Source organism: Mesorhizobium sp. B2-3-7 (genome assembly GCF_006442695.1).
GTDB lineage: Bacteria > Pseudomonadota > Alphaproteobacteria > Rhizobiales > Rhizobiaceae > Mesorhizobium.
The window spans coordinates 312,648-328,240 of record NZ_VFVV01000007.1 but is presented as its reverse complement, the minus strand read 5'-3'; the positions used below and the strand labels follow the sequence as shown (position 1 = coordinate 328,240).

The following is a 15,593-nucleotide window of genomic DNA, read 5'->3' as shown; positions in this document are numbered from 1 at the left end:
CGGCATCAGCCCCCCGACACGCTGTGCGTGGAAGCCGAGCGGGTTGCTGCGGCGAGCGAAGCCGTCATGCTCCGCCGAGAGGTGGCGAAAGCATCCTGCCTGGGATGAAGTTCCAGGCCGACGAGCAATTCCGCGAGCCTGACAGCCGCCGACACTCCTTCGACGACCGGGACACCGTGAAGGCTGGCCAGTCGCCGCGCCATATCCGACATGCCGGCGCAGCCAAGCACGATGGCGTCGGCGCGATCGACCCGCAGCGCCTCCTGGATTTCTTCGCTGATGATCGACAAGGCCGCCTCGCCATTAGCTTCCAGCGCCAGGACGGGAATGCCGCTCGCCCGCACGGTGGCGAATGGCGAAAGGCCGTAGCGAACCAGATTGTCCTCGAGAATGGGAACGGAAACCGGCAAGGTGGTAATCACCGTGAAGCGCCTCGCCACGATGCTGGCGACACGGGCGGCAGCCTCGCCTATGCCGATGACCGGCTTGCGCGTCAGCATCCGCGCGGCGTCGAGTCCGGTATCGTCGAAGCAGGCGATGATATAGGCGTCCACGGCGTCACTGCGCTCGGCCCCTTCGATACGGTCGAGAAGACCTGGGACCGCCTTCGCGCCATCGATCGCGCCTTCGATAGAAGCCGGGCCGCTGTCGTTCTGCATGGCGATGATTTCGGTGCCCGCCTGCGCGGTTCGCCGCGCCGCGACGGCGATGGATCCCGTCATCGACGCGGACGAATTGGGATTGATGATGCCGATGCGTACCATGGGAAAAATTCCTGAAGCCGCCGCCCGGCCGAACGTGCATCGCTGCCGTTCCGCATCACCGGTGGCCTGTCTCGATATTGAAGCCTATTCGATCAGATCCGTGTCGCGGCTGTGCCGCCAGAACCGGTCCGGGGTCCTGAGCAGATCGCGCAAGCCCAGCCGCTCAATCATCAGTTCCGTCTCCCGTTGCGCAGCATCGAGCACGGCATCCTGATCGACATGAACCGGCTTGCGGTCGCGCAACAGCACGCGTCCGCCGACCAGCACGGTGTGGACGTCGTTGCCGTTGGCAAAATAGGTGACACGGAATTCCGGCATGTTGGCCGGGTAGAGATGCGGGCGCCGCAGGTCGACAAGAATGACGTCGGCCTTCTTGCCGGGCTCCAGCGATCCGACCTGATGGTCGAGGCCCAGGACACGCGCGCCGTCGATGGTGCACATCTCCAGGGCCTTGCCCGGCGGAAGCCAGCTCGGATCGTGGAAATGAGTGCGATGATAGTGCATGCATTGCTGCATGTGACGGAACATGTCCGCGGAGCGGTCCGGCGCGGTCGCATCGGAGCCGATGGCCACCACGACGCCAGCGTCGAGAAGTTCCGTGACCGGGCAGCGCGCGAGAATGGCGGCCACGGCGCTCGGATTGTGCACGATGCTCGTGCCGGTTTCGGCGCAGATCGCTATTTCTTCGTCAGTCAGGGCGGTCGCATGCGACAGCAGTGTGCGCGGCCCCAGAATGCCGATCTCCCCGGCGATCTTCACGCTGCCCTTGGTATGACCATCCTGGGTGAAGATCAGGCCGCGCTGTTCGGCGATCTGCCTGACCTTGCGCGATTGCGCGATGGCGTCCCCTGCCCCGGGACCATCAAGATGTTCCTGATGCATGGTCGGCGTCAGCAGGGCGAGATGCAGACGATCCTCGTGGGTGCCGTGCCAGCGGTCGGCCAGCTTTTGCGAGGTGGCAAGCTGCTGGTCGAACGACACCGGATAATCGGTACGGCTGGCGCCCTTCCAACGTGCATAAGTCAGGGGGTGCGGCGGGCGCGTGGTGCCGACGGCGACCACTGAGCGCGTGCCGATGCCAAGCACGCCTTCCATATGGGCGTTGCCATAGGCCGGATCGTCGGTGCGCATGACCGAATCGCCGCCGCCCAGCAAGGACACGCCGGTCGTCACGCCGAAACGCAGGCGTTCCAGCGCGGCAAGCTGCGCCTCCGCATGCCAGAATTCCGGCGTCGAACCCACCGTATAGGCACCTTGGCATGCCCTGTACCAGAGGTCGCTGCGGCCGCCGCCCATCGTCTTGATCAGCCCGTGCCCGGCATGGGCGTGGCTGTCGACGAAGCCTGGCATGACGGCCATGCCGCGGGCGTCGATCGTCTCGCGCGCCGGATGGTCCCGCGCCACGTCTTGCGAAGCGCCGACGGCCACGATGCGGTCTCCCTCGATGGCTACGGCGCCATCGGGAATGATCCGCCGATCGGGATCGACAGCAATGACGGTGCCGTTTCTGATCAGAATGTCTGCCATCACAGGCTCGCTTCTCTTTTTTCGCTGCAAAGGATGCGGTCGAGCGAAGGCGCGAGGCGCAGGAGTTCGCGCGTGTATTCGTGAGTGGGCGCGGAGAACAATGTTTCGGTATCCGCGAGTTCGACGATCTCGCCGCCTTTCATCACGGCGACCCGGTCGCACATCTGCCGTATCACCGCGAGGTCGTGGCTGATGAACAGCATCGACAGCCCGGCAAGATCTCGTAGGTCCTTCAACAGGTTGAGAATTTGCGCCTGCACCGACACGTCGAGCGCCGAGGTCGGCTCGTCGCAGATCAGCAGCGATGGCCGGGGGCCGAGCGCCCTCGCAATCGCGATGCGCTGGCGCTGGCCGCCTGAAAAGGCATGGGCGAACCGAGAGCCGGCCTGCGCCGGCAGGCCCACCGCCTCGAGCAATGTCTCGGCGTCCAGCCGCGCTTCCGCCGCGCTGGAGGCAAGCTTGTAGAACAGGATTGGCTCCGCGATCGCCGAATTGATCCGCAGCCTTGGATTGAGGGCCGAATACGGGTCCTGGAACACCATCTGGAGTGACTGGCGCACGGTCTTGTCGCGACGGGCGGCCAATGCCGTGCCCTGAAACTCTATGGTTCCCGAACTCTGCGTCACGAGACCGGCAATGGTGTTGGCGACCGTGGTCTTGCCGCAACCGGACTCGCCGACAAGCCCGAAGATTTCGCCGCGGCGCACCTCGAAGGAGACGTCCTTCACGGCCTTGAAGACCGATGCCTTGCGGCCCGGGATGAACGAGCGCTGGCCGTATTCCACGCAAAGATTGCGTACAGTCAGCGCGGCTTCGCCGTTGCTCCCCGCAGCGGTGCCGGTGTTCTTGGAGCGCACGGCTTCGCGCGCCTCCAGTGTCGTCTTCGTTTCCTCGCTTGGGACCGGCAGACGGTCAAGGCGAATGTCGATCGGCGGAACGGCGGCGATCAGCGTGCGCGCGTAAGGCGCCTTGGGCGCCGTCAGCACATCGCGTGTCAATCCACTCTCGACCACGCAACCGTTCTGCATGATCGTGACCCGGTCGGCAATTTCCGCAACCACGCCCATATTGTGGGTAACCAGCAGGACGCCGACGCGGCGATCATCGGCAAGTTCGCGGATCAACTTGAGGATTTGCGCTTGCACCGACACGTCGAGCGCCGTCGTCGGCTCGTCGGCGACGATCAGCCTTGGGTCGCAGGCAAGTGCGGTGGCGATGACGACACGCTGGCGTTGGCCGCCCGACAATTGATGCGGATAGTTGCCCAGCCGGCGTTCCGGCTCGGGAATGCCGACGGCTCTCATCAATTCGAGCGCGCGGGCCCTGGCTTCGCGGCGCCCGATCTTCAGATGCGCCAGCATGCCTTCGCACAACTGGCTTTCCACGGTGAAAAGCGGGTTCAGGCTTGTCATGGGATCCTGAAAGATCGCGCCGACGTCACGGCCTGGAATGATCCCCTTGGTGCGACCGGTTCGGATGTCGATCGGCTTGCCCGCTATGGTGATGGTGCCGGAAGCAATCCTGCCGGGAGCCTGCAACAAGCCCATCAGCGCATTGCCGACGGTGGTTTTTCCCGCACCGGATTCTCCCACCAGTGCATGTATCTCGCCGGGCCGGATCGTCAGGTCGATGTTGTCGACGGCAGCGAGAATGCTGCCGTTGGCAAGCGGATATTCGACCCGCAGGTTCCTGATATCGAGTGCGTGTGGCGTTGTGTTTTCCATCAGTTCGCCATCAGTTTGGGGTTGAAGCGATCGCGCAGGTAATCGCCGATTATGTTGACTGCCAGAACCAGGACGACCAGCACGACGGCGGGCATAACGGCGATCCACCACAGGCCAGAGAACAGGAACTCGTTGCCGATGCGGATCAGCGTGCCGAGCGAGGGATAGGTGGCCGGCATGCCGGCGCCGAGGAACGAGAGGGTCGCCTCGGTCAGGATCGCGCCCGCCAGATTGATGGTGGCGATCACCATGACGGAGCTCATCACGTTGGGCAGGATGTGCCGCATCATGATGCGGCGGGACGGAAGACCGATGACCTTGGCGGCCCGTACATAGTCGCGGGAGATTTCCACCATGCTGGAGGCCCGCACGGTGCGGGCATATTGCACCCATTCGTTGACGGCGATCGCGAAGATCAGGATGACCGGGGCCCAGCTCGAGACCGTATCGGCGCTCAATTGCGCGCGGGCTATGCCGCTGATCAGAAGCGCGACGAGGATCGTCGGAAAGCTCACCAGAACATCGGCGATCCGCATCACGATGCTGTCGATGATACCGCCGAAATAGCCGGCTATCGATCCCAGCGTGACGCCTATGGCAGCGGCCAACAATACCGCCCCGGCGCCGATCAGCATCGATATGCGCAGGCCGAAGAGGATGACCGAGACCAGATCGCGTCCCTGATTGTCGGTGCCCAGCAGGAAGCGCGGATCGCCACCGTCCATGAACACGGGCGGGATTTCCATGTCGATCAGCGAATATGAGGAGACATCGCGCGGATCGATGGGTGCAATCAACGGAGCGAAGATCACCAGCACCAGCATGGTCACCAGGATCAAGCCAGCGATCATGACCGAGATGGGAGGAAGCCTGCGCGACAGAGATACCTGCGTTGCCATCATTTTGTCCTCAGCCGCGGATCGATCAATGCGTAGAGCATGTCGACGACCATGTTGATCACGACGAACAGGAAGCCGACGAACAGCAGATAGGCCGCGAGGACGGGGATGTCCGGATAGCCGACGGCGTTGGTGAAAAGCAGCCCCATGCCCGGCCACTGAAAGACGGTTTCGGTGACAATGGCGAAGGCGATGAGTTGTCCGATCTGCAGCCCGGTGACGGTCACGACCGGCATCAAGGCATTGCGCAGCGCCAGACGGCCGTAGATGTAGCGGCGGGGCAGACCGCGCGCGAAGGCGAAGCGGACATAGTCCGAAGAGAGCACGTCGATCATCTCGGAGCGCACGAGGCGCATGATCAGCGTCAACTGGAACAGCGCCAGTGTGATCGAAGGCAGGATCAGCGATTTGAGGCCGGAGGCCGTCAGGAAGCCTGTCTTCCAGAAGCCGAGATCGACAAGCTCGCCACGCCCCGAGGACGGCAGCCAGCGCAGACTGACGGCGAAGATCAGGATGAGCAGCAGGCCGGTGACGAATGTCGGCATGGATATCCCGACGAGGGTCAGCGACTGGATCAGCCGCGACAGAAAGCCGTTCGGCTTCAGGGCGCAGAGAACCCCCGTCGGGATGCCGATGAACAGCGACAGGAGGGTCGCGACCACGACCAGTTCCAGCGTTGCGGGAAGCCTGGTCAACAGCAGGCTGACGACAGGCTCCTGGTAGCGAAAGCTGGTGCCGAGGTCGCCATGAAGCGCGCGCCCGACGAATTCGAGGAACTGTACGAAAAGTGGCCTGTCGAGTCCGAGAGCGACGCGCAAGGCATCCTTCTCAGCCTGGCTCGCGCCTTCGCGCACCATCGTGGCGACCGGATCGCCGACGAAACGGAACATGATGAAGGCGATGGCGGTTACGGCAACCATCACGAGGATGGCCTGCAACAGCCGCACCGATAGAATCCGGATCATCAGGAAAAACCTTTCAAGAAGCGCGGATCGAGACAGGCGGGGCTTGCGCCACCGCTGGAGCAGCTCGCGATCCACCACGGATAGCAGGCGCTCCAACCGAGTCAGGCGTGTCCGCGAAAGCTCCCTCGCAAGCGCGGGCACGCCTTACCGGCGTATTTTCCTAGTTCATATGCGCGAACCAGGGACGCACATACTCGTCGGGGAATTGCGGCATGTCGACCTTGTCGCTCATCGCCCAGGCGACCGGCTGCTGGTGCAGCGGCAGATAGAGGGCCTCATCATGCGTGATCTTGAAGGCCGCCTTCAGCATATCCACCCGCTTGGCCTCGTCGAGTTCGGTCGATGCCGAACGGGCCAATTCGTCGATCTTGGCGTTGGAAAGCCCGTTGGGGTTGCTGCCGCCATAATTGCCGTCATTGGTCGCCAGCAAGGCTTGCAGCACGCTGTAGCCATCCATCGGCGGTAGCGAGGCCCATCCGAGCATATAGATATCGAGATCGCCCTTATCCATTCGAGGGAAATAGGTCGTCTTGCTTTCGACGTGCACGTCGGCCTCGACGCCGATCTTGGCCCACATCGACGCGATTGCCAGGCAGATCTGTTCGTCGGCGATGTAGCGGTCGTTGGAACAGGCCAGTCCAACCTTGAAGCCGTCGGGATAGCCGGCTTCCGCCAGCATGGATTTCGCCTTCGCGACATCATAGTCCAGCGCTACGTCGATCGACTGATCGTAGCCGGTGACCTGTGGCGCGACCAGTGTGCCGGAGGTGCGCGACTTTCCGCGCATCAAACGCTTCTGGATCGTGTTCAGGTCGACCGCGTGCCAAAGCGCCTGGCGCACTTTCACGTTCAGCAGCGGATTGGGCTTGCCGGGCGCTGCATGAAGCTCCGGCCGGAAGCTGAAGCCGAGAAAGATCTCGCGCAGCGACGGGTTCTCGACAACCTTCAGGCCGGCGGTGTTGGCGACCCGGTCGATGTCCTGCAACGGGACCGGCGCGATCATGTCGAGTTCGCCCGAAAGCAGCGCCGCGACGCGCGTGGCGTTCGAAGCGATCGGGCGGAATTCCACCCCCGTCAGATTGTGCTGCGGCTTGTCCCACCATTCCTTGTTGATGGCGAAGACCGAGCGCGAGTCCGGCTCGTAGCTGACCAGCTTGAACGCGCCGGTGCCATTGGCATGATTGCTGGCGTAGGTGACGACCCCCGTTGAGGCATTGCCGGGCTTGAGGGCATTGTGCTCCTCCATCCATGGCTTGCTCATCATGTAGATGGCGACGAGATCGTTCAGGAGCAGCGGATAGGGTCCGCGCAGGATCAGGTCGACCGTGTAGTCGTCGACCTTCTCGACGCCGGTTACGGCGGAGAGGTTTTCTCGGTTGCGCGCGCCGGGATCGATCTGACGTTGGATGGTGGCGACGACATCGTCGGCATTGAAGGGTTGACCTTCGTGGAACTTGACGCCCTGCCGCAGCTTGAAGCGCCAGCGCGTCGGCGAGACGATCTCCCAGGAGGTCGCAAGCGCAGGCTCGATAGCCATTTCCTTGTTGCGGCGCACCAGCCCGTCGAACACCATGTTCTGGACGCTCTGGGTAAAACTGTCGACCTGGGCATTCGGATCGTACGAAATGACGTCGCCGGCCGATGACCAGCGCAGTGTCTGTGCAAGCGAAGGCGCTGTCACCGACATCACCATCGCAAGTCCGGCGAGCAGGACCCTAACGCATTTTCTCATTTTCTTCTCCCACTTGTATACGAAATTTCAGATCCATTGGATACCATTTATCCCCATTGATATCGTACACACATTGTGCACAATATCAAGGCAGGCATGTTCGATTTCGTTTCTGATGTGCAAAACCGCTCAAGTGACCGTTCCGAAAAGGGATTCCGAATGACCCAGGCCTTGCTGATAGAAAACGGTGTCATCGTCACCATGGATGCGGGGCGCCGGATTTTCTCGAGGGGTTATGTCCTGGTGGAGGATGGCCGGATCGTCACCGCCGGCGACGGCGCGGCCCCCGCCACAGATCAGAAGGTGGCGCGCATCGATGCTTCGGGAATGGTTGTCATGCCGGGTCTCGTCGACACGCACGCGCATGCGGGTCACATGCTGACCAAAGGCCTGGGAGACGATTCCGAAGCCTGGATGACTATCGCGGGGCGTATCTATGCAGAGGCGTCGGATACGGAATTCTGGGCAGCCGAGGCCACATTGTCGGCCCTTGAGCGCATAAAATGCGGAACGACCACCGCTGCCCTGCTGTTTGGCGGCGGGCCGGACATCATGCGCACCGAGGCGCCGGGGGCAGCACGGGCACATCTTGCCGCCATCGCCGAAATGGGAGTGCGCGAGATACTCGCCGTCGGGCCGAACCGGCCGACCTCGTCCCATGTCTATCGGGACCACGCATACGTTCCGTCTGTCGAAATCACCATTTCGCCGGAAACCCAGTTGGCAGTGTGCGCGGAAATCATCGATGATTGGGCTGGTCGCGATGGCCGCGTGCGGATTGCGGTCTCTCTCCCGGTGTTCACTCGGCGCGAACTTGACGAACAAACGGTATACAATCTGTCCCGCAATGCTCGCGACCTTGCTCGCGCAAAAAACGTGCTGTTCATCCAGGATGGCCATCGCGACGGTTCCATCGCCGCCAATGCGGAACGGCTGGATCTGTTCGACGAGCATTCGCTGCTGGCGCACTGCATCGAACTGACCGAGGCAGACATCGCCGCGCTGAAACGCAGCCACGCCAAGGTGGCGCATAATCCAAGTGCTCTGATGTCGGTCTCGGGCCGTTGTCCGGCGACGGAACTGATGGAAAGGGGTGTCACCGTGTCGCTCGGCACCGACGCGGCGGCGCCCGATCGCTCTTTCGACATGTTCCGCAACATGTTCCAGGCGCACCGCTATCATGCCCGGCACTTCAGGAACGATGCGGTCCTGCCGCCGATGCAATTGCTGGAGATGGCGACCATCGAGGGCGCGCGTGCCCTGTCGATGGAGAACGAAATCGGCTCGCTGGAACCGGGCAAGCGCGCCGACATCATCCTGGTCAACATGCGCCAGCCGCATCTGTGGCCGCCGGCGCACCCCGCGCAGCGGCTGGCACGCTTCGCCAACGGCGCGGATGTTGACACGACGATCGTCGACGGGCGTGTCCTCATGCGCGGACGCCGCCTCGTCGATCACGATGAAGACGCCATTCTGGATCGCGCCGAAGGAGCCTTCCATCTGATGATGAAACGCGCCGGGCTGGCATAGGCCGAGTTCCGGGGCGCAAACAGGGAGACCCAGATGACCGAAGACCTTCTCATTCGCGATGTCAGGCCCTTGGGCGGCGCTGTCACGGACCTCTACATTCGCGACGGTCGGTTCGCGCACGCAACCAGCGGGAAAGCGGCGCATGAAATCGACGGGCTTGGACAGGTTGCCCTGCCCGGCCTGGTCGAGGCGCACACGCATCTCGATAAGACGCTTGTCGGCATGGACTGGTTTCAGAACCGTGTGGGACCCACGCGCAACGACAGGATCCTGGCCGACAGGAAGGCCAAGCGGGAACTCGGCATCGATGCGCGCAGGCAATCGGCGCGTCAGATCGTGCAGACGCTGGCTTTCGGCGTGACGCATATCCGCAGCCATGTCGATGTGGATACGGAAATCGGCATTACCAACATCGAGGGTGTCGTTGCAACGCGCGAAGCCTTCAAGGGATTGGTCGACGTGCAGGTCGTCGCCTTCCCGCAAAGCGGCATGCTGGGACGCGAAGGCACGCAGGCGCTGATGGAGGACGCATTGAAGGCGGGGGCCGATATTGTCGGCGGCATCGACCCGGCAACGATCGAGCGGGATCCGGTTCGCCACCTGGATGCAATCTTCGCGCTCGCGGATCGATACGGCAAGCCGGTCGACATTCATCTGCACGAACCGGGAGAATTGGGCGCCTTCTGCCTTGAGCTGATCGTCGAACGGACCAAGGCGCTCTCCCTTCAGGGCCGCGTCATGGTGAGCCATGCCTATTGTCTCGGCATGCTGGACACGCATAGGCAGCACACGTTGATCGACGCGCTGGCGGCTGAAGACATCGCCGTCATGACGGTCGGCAGCCCATCCGCGCCGGCGGTTCCGCTGCGCATGATGCGCCAGTCCGGCCTCGTCGTGGCATCCGGTTCCGACGGCATCCAGGGCACCTGGGAGCCATGGGGCAATGGCGACATGCTGGAGCGGGCCAAATATCTTGCGCAGCGCAACGGCATGACCAACGATGCCGATCTGGAAGAGACGGCGCGCGTTTGCACCTTTGGCGGCGCGCAAGGTATCGGCCTGACGGATTATGGGCTTTCGCCCGGTTGCCACGGCGATGTCGTGCTGGTTTGCGCGCGGACCCTGGCGGAAGCCGTGGCCCTGACCCCACGGAAGCGCACGGTCATCCGCGGCGGCCGCGTGCTCGTGCGTGACGGTGCGCTGGCCGGAGATCTGCCCGATGTCGCATAGTCGTCGGACGAACCAGCGTGACGACGGACCCGTCCTGCTCACCGCACGATGGGTTGTCGGCCACCGGGACGGGCGCCATATCCTTCTGGAGAATGGCGAGGTCGTCCATGAGAACGGCAGGATCGTCTTCGTCGGCCATCGCTACGGCGGGCCTGTAAAGCGGCGGATCGATCATGGCAGGGCGCTGATCGGCCCGGGTTTCATCGATCTGGATGCGCTTTCGGACCTGGATACGGGCGTGCTCGGCCTCGATCATCAACCCGGCTGGAAGAAGGGCCGCGTCTGGCCGCGCGACTATGTGGAAGCCGGGCCGGTAGAAATGCTGGCGCGCGAGGAGCTGGCGTTTCAAAAACACTATGCCTTCGCGCAACTCATCCGCAACGGCATCACTACTGCATTGCCGATCGCATCGCTGTTTTATCGTGCATGGAACGAGACATCGGACGAATTCGCATCCGCCGCCGAAAGCGCCGCAGAGTTGGGCCTTCGCGTCTATCTCGGGCCTGCCTTTCGCGCCGGCCATTCCGTCATCGAAGCGGATGGCGGCATCGTCGTCGAGGTGGACGAAGAGCGCGGCGCGGAGGGTCTGGACGATGCCGTTGCCTTTTGCCTGGAGCACGAAGGACGCTTCGGCGGATTGGTGCGAACCATGCTTGCACCGGACCGTGTCGAGTTCTGGACCGCCGACCTGTTGCGCAGGACCGCCAATGCCGCGCGAGACCTCGGCGTGCCGGTCCGTCTGCATTGCTGCCAGTCTTCATTCGAGATCGAGACAGTGCGTCGCCGGTTCGGCACGACATCCGCCCGCTGGCTCCAGGACATCGGCTTTCTCAGCGAAAGAGCGTTGTTGCCGCATGGCACCCACGCCGACGGCGATGATCTCGAAATCATCGCCGGTTCGGGTGCCACATTGGTGCATTGCCCGCTGGTGATGGCGCGGCATGGCGCGGCGCTCGACAATTTCGCCCGCCTTCGCGGCCAGGGTCTGCGCATCGGCATGGGCACGGACACCTGGCCACCCGACATGGTGCAGAACATGCAGGTCGGCCTGATGCTCGGCCGCGTCATGGCGGGCAATCTGGAGACGCCGAAATCAGCCGATCTCTATGACGCGGCCACGATTGGCGGCGCCGACGCGCTCGGCCGGTCGGACCTGGGACGTCTGCAGGCGGGAGCAGCCGCCGACATCGTCGTGTTCGACCTGTCCGGCAACCATCTGGGACAGGTCCTCGATCCGATCGCCTGCCTGACGACGTCCGCAAGCGGACGCGATGTGCACACGGTCATCATTGACGGGCGCACCGTGATGAGCGCCCGAACCATTCCGGGTTTCGATCTCGATGCAGCCCACCAGCGCGCACAGGCCCAGTTCGAACGGCTTGTCCAGCGTTATCCGCAACGCACCTGGCGACATCCGACGGTCGCCGAGATTTTCCCTCCCAGCTATCGGATGTTCATGGCATGAGGGCTCCAGAAACGACACACAACGATTGGAATAAACCTTGATGGCACGCGAGCCGACGGCATTGGCCCTCGACGCCGGGCCGTTTGCATCTCTAAACTCCGGCTTTGCGGATGCTTTTCTTCTTGTGTGCTTGGATATGAATTTTCAGGATCGGTCATGACAATCAACATTCGCAATAAAAATCCGAAATCCGCCGTATCCAAGTCCGACGCGGTCTATCGCACGTTGAAGCGCGTCATACTCGACCAGGCGCTGACCGCGGGAACAAAGCTGCCTGAGGATTCGATCGGCGAGCGGCTGGGCGTCAGCCGCACCATTGTCAGGCAGGCGCTGGCAAGACTGAACGGCGAAGGCCTGGTCGAATTGCGCCCGCACAAGGGCGCCTGCGTCGCGCAGCCGAGCCTGGAGGAAGGCCACAATATATTCGAGGTGCGGCGGGCGCTTGAAGCGCTGGTGGTCGACACGCTAATCGGCAAGCTGACGCCGCAAAAGATTAAACAGCTCGAAGCTCATGTCGACGCGGAAGAGATGGCCAAAGCCAACAATGCCGCGTCGTCGATTCAGTTGGCCGGCGAATTTCATGTGCTGCTTGCCTCGCTGACCGGAAACGAACTGTTGCTGCGCTATGTCACGGAACTCGTTTCGCGTTCATCGCTCATCCTGTCGCTCTACGGACGGCCGCATTCGTCCGACTGCGCCGTATCCGAGCATCACGAGATCATTGCCGCCCTGGCCGCGGCCGACCGGAACAAGGCGGCTGCCTTGATGGACCATCATATTGATGCAATCACCACACGTGCACTGCTGAAAGCGAAACCCGAAAATGACTTTCCGGACCTTCTTGCTGCCTATGCGCGGGAGGAAGGGCTCTGATTTATTGGATGAATGCCGAAGAGACGAGGAGCGACCCGAAAATAATCAGGACGAAGGTGATGTCAGGTTAAATCCGCCTCCTCATGTGGTCGTGGCGACCAGCACTTCGGTCGGCTGGAACTTCAACACATCGATCAGTCCGATGTCGGAGATGCGCAATTCCGGGATGACGACAAGCGCCAGCAGAGAGTGCTGCATATAGGCATTATTGAGGGCGCATCCGCAGGCAAGCATCGCCGCGATCAGGCCATTGGCTTCTTCTGCCACGATCTCGGCGCGCTGGTCAGACATCAGTCCGGCGATCGGCAGCCTGACAAGCGCAAGTTCGCGTCCTTCGCTGAACAGCACGACGCCGCCGCCGACCTGTCCCAGCCGATTCGCCGCCAGCGTCATGTCGTCCTTGTTGGTACCCACCACGATCATGTGATGACTGTCATGGGCGACGGTGCTGGCGATGGCGCATGGTTTGTCGTAACCGAAGCCGGAAACAAACGCGTTGATGACCTTTCCCGTGCCGTGATGCCGTTCCACCAGCGCGATCTGGCAGACGTCACCGGTCCGATCCATCTGAACGATACCATTCAAGACGCCGAGCGAAGCCTCCAGGGCACGGGTCGGTGCCTGGTTCTCGAGCACGCCGATGACCCGCGCCATGACCTGGTTCGCACCCTCGGGCGCCACGATGTCGAAGTCCGCCGCTGAGAGCTTCTTGCCCAAGCGAACCGTGTTCTTGGTCGAGGCGGGATAGTCGTAGGGCGTGATGTCGGCGACGAGCTTGCCGTCGTTCGACACCACACAGCCGCGTGCGATGACGGTTTCGACCGGGAGTTCGGTGAGATCGGAGGTCAAAACCAGGTCGGCGCGCCGCCCGGGCGTTATCGAGCCAAGCTCACGCTCCATGCCGAAATGCTGAGCAGTATTCAGGGTGGCCATCTGAATCGCGGTGATCGGCTTTAATCCCTGGGCGATGGCATGGCGCACAACGCGGTTCATATGGCCGTCATTGACTAGTGTGCCGGAATGGCTGTCGTCGGTACACAGCACGAAATTGCGCGAGTCCAGGCTGAGCTCGGTCAGCGCCTTGATCTGCGCGGCGACGTCGTACCAGGCGGAGCCAAGCCGTAACATGGCGCGCATGCCCTGGCGCACCCGCGCAACGCAGTCGGCCAGGCTGGTGCCTTCGTGATCGTCGGACGGACCGGCGGCGACATAGGCATGGAAGGGCAGACCGAGATCCTTCGAGGCATAGTGGCCGCCCACCGTCTTGCCTGCCGCCTGAGTGGCAGCGATCTCGGCCAGCATGTCGCCATTTCCGGCGACCACCCCAGGAAAGTTCATCATCTCGCCGAGGCCGACGATGTTCGGCCACGACATCGCCTCACGCACGTCGGCGGGACCGAGGCTGGCACCCGCGTTCTCGAGGCCCGGAGCGCTCGGCACGCAGCTCGGCATTTGCACGAACACATTGATCGGCAGTCCGGCAGCCTCGTCGTGCATCAGCTTGACGCCCGGCATGCCTAGGACGTTGGCGATCTCGTGCGGGTCGATGAACATCGAGGTGGTGCCATGCGGGATGACCGCACGCGCGAACTCGGTAACGGTAACCATGCCGCTCTCGACATGCATATGCGCATCGCACAGCCCCGGCAGCGCGTAGCGGCCCTCTCCGTCGATAATCTGCGTCTCGGGGCCCACGGCATGGTCGGCATTCGGGCCGACGAAGGCGAAGCGGCCGACCGCGATGGCAATGTCCGTCGCGGGGATGATCTCGCCCGAATGGACATTCACCCAGCGCACGTTCCGGACCACCATGTCGGCCGGCGTGCGTCCCATGGCGACATCAACCAACTGCGGCGCGCATTCGAACCAGCTCTGGATCATCTGTTGTTTTCTCCCCCGGCGCGCGCGCCCGCAAAGGGCCGCACGACCTCGACGCAATATCTTGGCGAACTGTAAGCGGCGCGCTGGCGGTAATAGTCCAGGCAGAAATCAAGGAAAGCGGCGAACTTACGCGACACATACCGGCGTCGCATGTAGAGCAGATTGATTGGAACCAGTGGCGAGCGCCATTGCGGGAGCACCGGCACCAGATCGCCGTTCTTGCACTCGATCTCGGTGAAGAAGGCTGGCAGATAGACGATACCCTCGCCGGCTACGGCGAAGTATTTCAGCATCCAGTAGTCGTTCGCCATGCACTGCGCGGTCGGCATGAAGTCGACCGTTTCCGCGCCGCGCTCGAGGTGCCAGGATTGCACGCCGCTCGGGCGGCGGAAGGCGACGGCCCCATGGCCCGCCAAGTCTGCGGGCGTCGACGGTTCCCCGAATTGCTCAATGTAGCGCGGGCTGGCGTAGAGACAGAAGGAAGCCTCCCCGAGCTTGCGAGCGATGTAGTCTGAGTTCGCCGGCTCGCCCCAATGGAATATGCCGTCGAAAGGCTGGTGCTTTTCGGGCGCCAGGAAATAGCCGAGCGAAAGGAAGATCACGTCGACATTCACCTGCGGATACTGTTGACGGAAGGCGAACAGCAGTTCCGAGGTGAAGGAAGTGCCGAACTCGCCGGTCGAGCCGATCGTCAGCGTGCCGGCGATATCGTGGCCCGCCTCGGCGATCGCCGCCTTGGCTCCTTCGCAACTTTCCTTGATGCGTTGCGCATGGTCGAGGAACTCGGCCCCGGCATCGCTCAAATGCAATTCCCGACCGTCGCGCACAAACAGTGCGACACCGAGCGAATCCTCTAACGCGCGCACTTTGTGACTGAGGCTGGACTTGGGCAGTCCATACAGTTTCGCGGCGTGCGAGAGCGACTGCGCCTCCGCCACTTTGATAAAATAATCGATCGCTTCAAAATCCATCGATCGTCCAAGAATTTGAACGGTGCGTCCAG

Annotated in this window: 12 protein-coding genes; 4 read left to right on the top strand and 8 right to left on the bottom strand. The window is 62.6% G+C overall.

Translation table 11 applies throughout. The features are described from left to right. Positions 1-5 precede the first annotated feature (5 nt). From FJ940_RS16505 to FJ940_RS16480, 6 genes are all read right to left on the bottom strand, one after another. On the bottom strand, positions 6-764 hold the full coding sequence (locus FJ940_RS16505; protein WP_140558783.1) for an aspartate/glutamate racemase family protein: 759 nt from the start codon (positions 762-764) through the stop codon (positions 6-8). Positions 765-848: 84 nt separating this feature from the next. Next, positions 849-2,291 (bottom strand): amidohydrolase family protein, encoded by a 1,443-nt coding sequence (locus FJ940_RS16500; protein ID WP_140500706.1) that lies wholly within the window; start codon positions 2,289-2,291, stop codon positions 849-851. Continuing rightward, on the bottom strand, positions 2,291-4,015 hold the full coding sequence (locus FJ940_RS16495) for an ABC transporter ATP-binding protein (protein WP_140567955.1): 1,725 nt from the start codon (positions 4,013-4,015) through the stop codon (positions 2,291-2,293). The genes FJ940_RS16500 and FJ940_RS16495 overlap by 1 nt, the downstream gene beginning before the upstream one ends. Then, the gene (locus tag FJ940_RS16490; RefSeq protein WP_140518197.1) at positions 4,015-4,914 is read right to left on the bottom strand and encodes an ABC transporter permease; all 900 of its coding nucleotides are present in this window, start codon (positions 4,912-4,914) and stop codon (positions 4,015-4,017) included. The genes FJ940_RS16495 and FJ940_RS16490 overlap by 1 nt, the downstream gene beginning before the upstream one ends. After that, positions 4,914-5,879, bottom strand: coding sequence for an ABC transporter permease (locus tag FJ940_RS16485; RefSeq protein WP_140500709.1), 966 nt, complete (start codon positions 5,877-5,879; stop codon positions 4,914-4,916). The genes FJ940_RS16490 and FJ940_RS16485 overlap by 1 nt, the downstream gene beginning before the upstream one ends. Before the next feature lie 160 nt (positions 5,880-6,039). Beyond that, positions 6,040-7,611: an ABC transporter substrate-binding protein gene (locus tag FJ940_RS16480; RefSeq protein WP_140657148.1), complete on the bottom strand. Its 1,572-nt coding sequence runs from the start codon at positions 7,609-7,611 to the stop codon at positions 6,040-6,042. 159 nt (positions 7,612-7,770) lie between these two features. Here FJ940_RS16480 and FJ940_RS16475 point away from each other — a divergent pair, with 159 nt between their 5' ends. From FJ940_RS16475 to FJ940_RS16460, 4 genes are all read left to right on the top strand, one after another. Then, positions 7,771-9,141: an amidohydrolase family protein gene (locus FJ940_RS16475; RefSeq protein ID WP_140560699.1), complete on the top strand. Its 1,371-nt coding sequence runs from the start codon at positions 7,771-7,773 to the stop codon at positions 9,139-9,141. 33 nt (positions 9,142-9,174) lie between these two features. Further along, positions 9,175-10,371, top strand: a complete 1,197-nt coding sequence (locus tag FJ940_RS16470; RefSeq protein ID WP_140657146.1) for an amidohydrolase — start codon at positions 9,175-9,177, stop codon at positions 10,369-10,371. Beyond that, a complete protein-coding gene (locus tag FJ940_RS16465; RefSeq protein WP_140525727.1) occupies positions 10,361-11,836 on the top strand; it encodes an amidohydrolase family protein in 1,476 nt (491 codons plus the stop codon). Before FJ940_RS16470 ends, FJ940_RS16465 begins: the two co-directional genes overlap by 11 nt. Before the next feature lie 156 nt (positions 11,837-11,992). After that, on the top strand, positions 11,993-12,709 hold the full coding sequence (locus FJ940_RS16460; protein ID WP_140500714.1) for a GntR family transcriptional regulator: 717 nt from the start codon (positions 11,993-11,995) through the stop codon (positions 12,707-12,709). Positions 12,710-12,790: 81 nt separating this feature from the next. Here FJ940_RS16460 and ade read toward each other — a convergent pair whose 3' ends face one another. Beyond that, positions 12,791-14,590 (bottom strand): adenine deaminase, encoded by a 1,800-nt coding sequence (gene ade, locus FJ940_RS16455; RefSeq protein WP_140657145.1) that lies wholly within the window; start codon positions 14,588-14,590, stop codon positions 12,791-12,793. Then, positions 14,587-15,561 (bottom strand): LysR family transcriptional regulator, encoded by a 975-nt coding sequence (locus tag FJ940_RS16450; protein ID WP_140500716.1) that lies wholly within the window; start codon positions 15,559-15,561, stop codon positions 14,587-14,589. Before FJ940_RS16450 ends, ade begins: the two co-directional genes overlap by 4 nt. Positions 15,562-15,593 lie beyond the last annotated feature (32 nt).

Coding starts and splice junctions, on each gene's coding strand:
- FJ940_RS16475 (WP_140560699.1), top strand. CDS start 7,771: ATGACCCAGGCCTTGCTGATAGAAAACGGTGTCATCGTCACCATGGAT.
- FJ940_RS16495 (WP_140567955.1), bottom strand. CDS start 4,015: ATGGAAAACACAACGCCACACGCACTCGATATCAGGAACCTGCGGGTC.
- ade (WP_140657145.1), bottom strand. CDS start 14,590: ATGATCCAGAGCTGGTTCGAATGCGCGCCGCAGTTGGTTGATGTCGCC.
- FJ940_RS16470 (WP_140657146.1), top strand. CDS start 9,175: ATGACCGAAGACCTTCTCATTCGCGATGTCAGGCCCTTGGGCGGCGCT.
- FJ940_RS16490 (WP_140518197.1), bottom strand. CDS start 4,914: ATGGCAACGCAGGTATCTCTGTCGCGCAGGCTTCCTCCCATCTCGGTC.
- FJ940_RS16450 (WP_140500716.1), bottom strand. CDS start 15,561: ATGGATTTTGAAGCGATCGATTATTTTATCAAAGTGGCGGAGGCGCAG.
- FJ940_RS16505 (WP_140558783.1), bottom strand. CDS start 764: ATGGTACGCATCGGCATCATCAATCCCAATTCGTCCGCGTCGATGACG.
- FJ940_RS16480 (WP_140657148.1), bottom strand. CDS start 7,611: ATGAGAAAATGCGTTAGGGTCCTGCTCGCCGGACTTGCGATGGTGATG.
- FJ940_RS16460 (WP_140500714.1), top strand. CDS start 11,993: ATGACAATCAACATTCGCAATAAAAATCCGAAATCCGCCGTATCCAAG.
- FJ940_RS16465 (WP_140525727.1), top strand. CDS start 10,361: ATGTCGCATAGTCGTCGGACGAACCAGCGTGACGACGGACCCGTCCTG.
- FJ940_RS16500 (WP_140500706.1), bottom strand. CDS start 2,291: ATGGCAGACATTCTGATCAGAAACGGCACCGTCATTGCTGTCGATCCC.
- FJ940_RS16485 (WP_140500709.1), bottom strand. CDS start 5,879: ATGATCCGGATTCTATCGGTGCGGCTGTTGCAGGCCATCCTCGTGATG.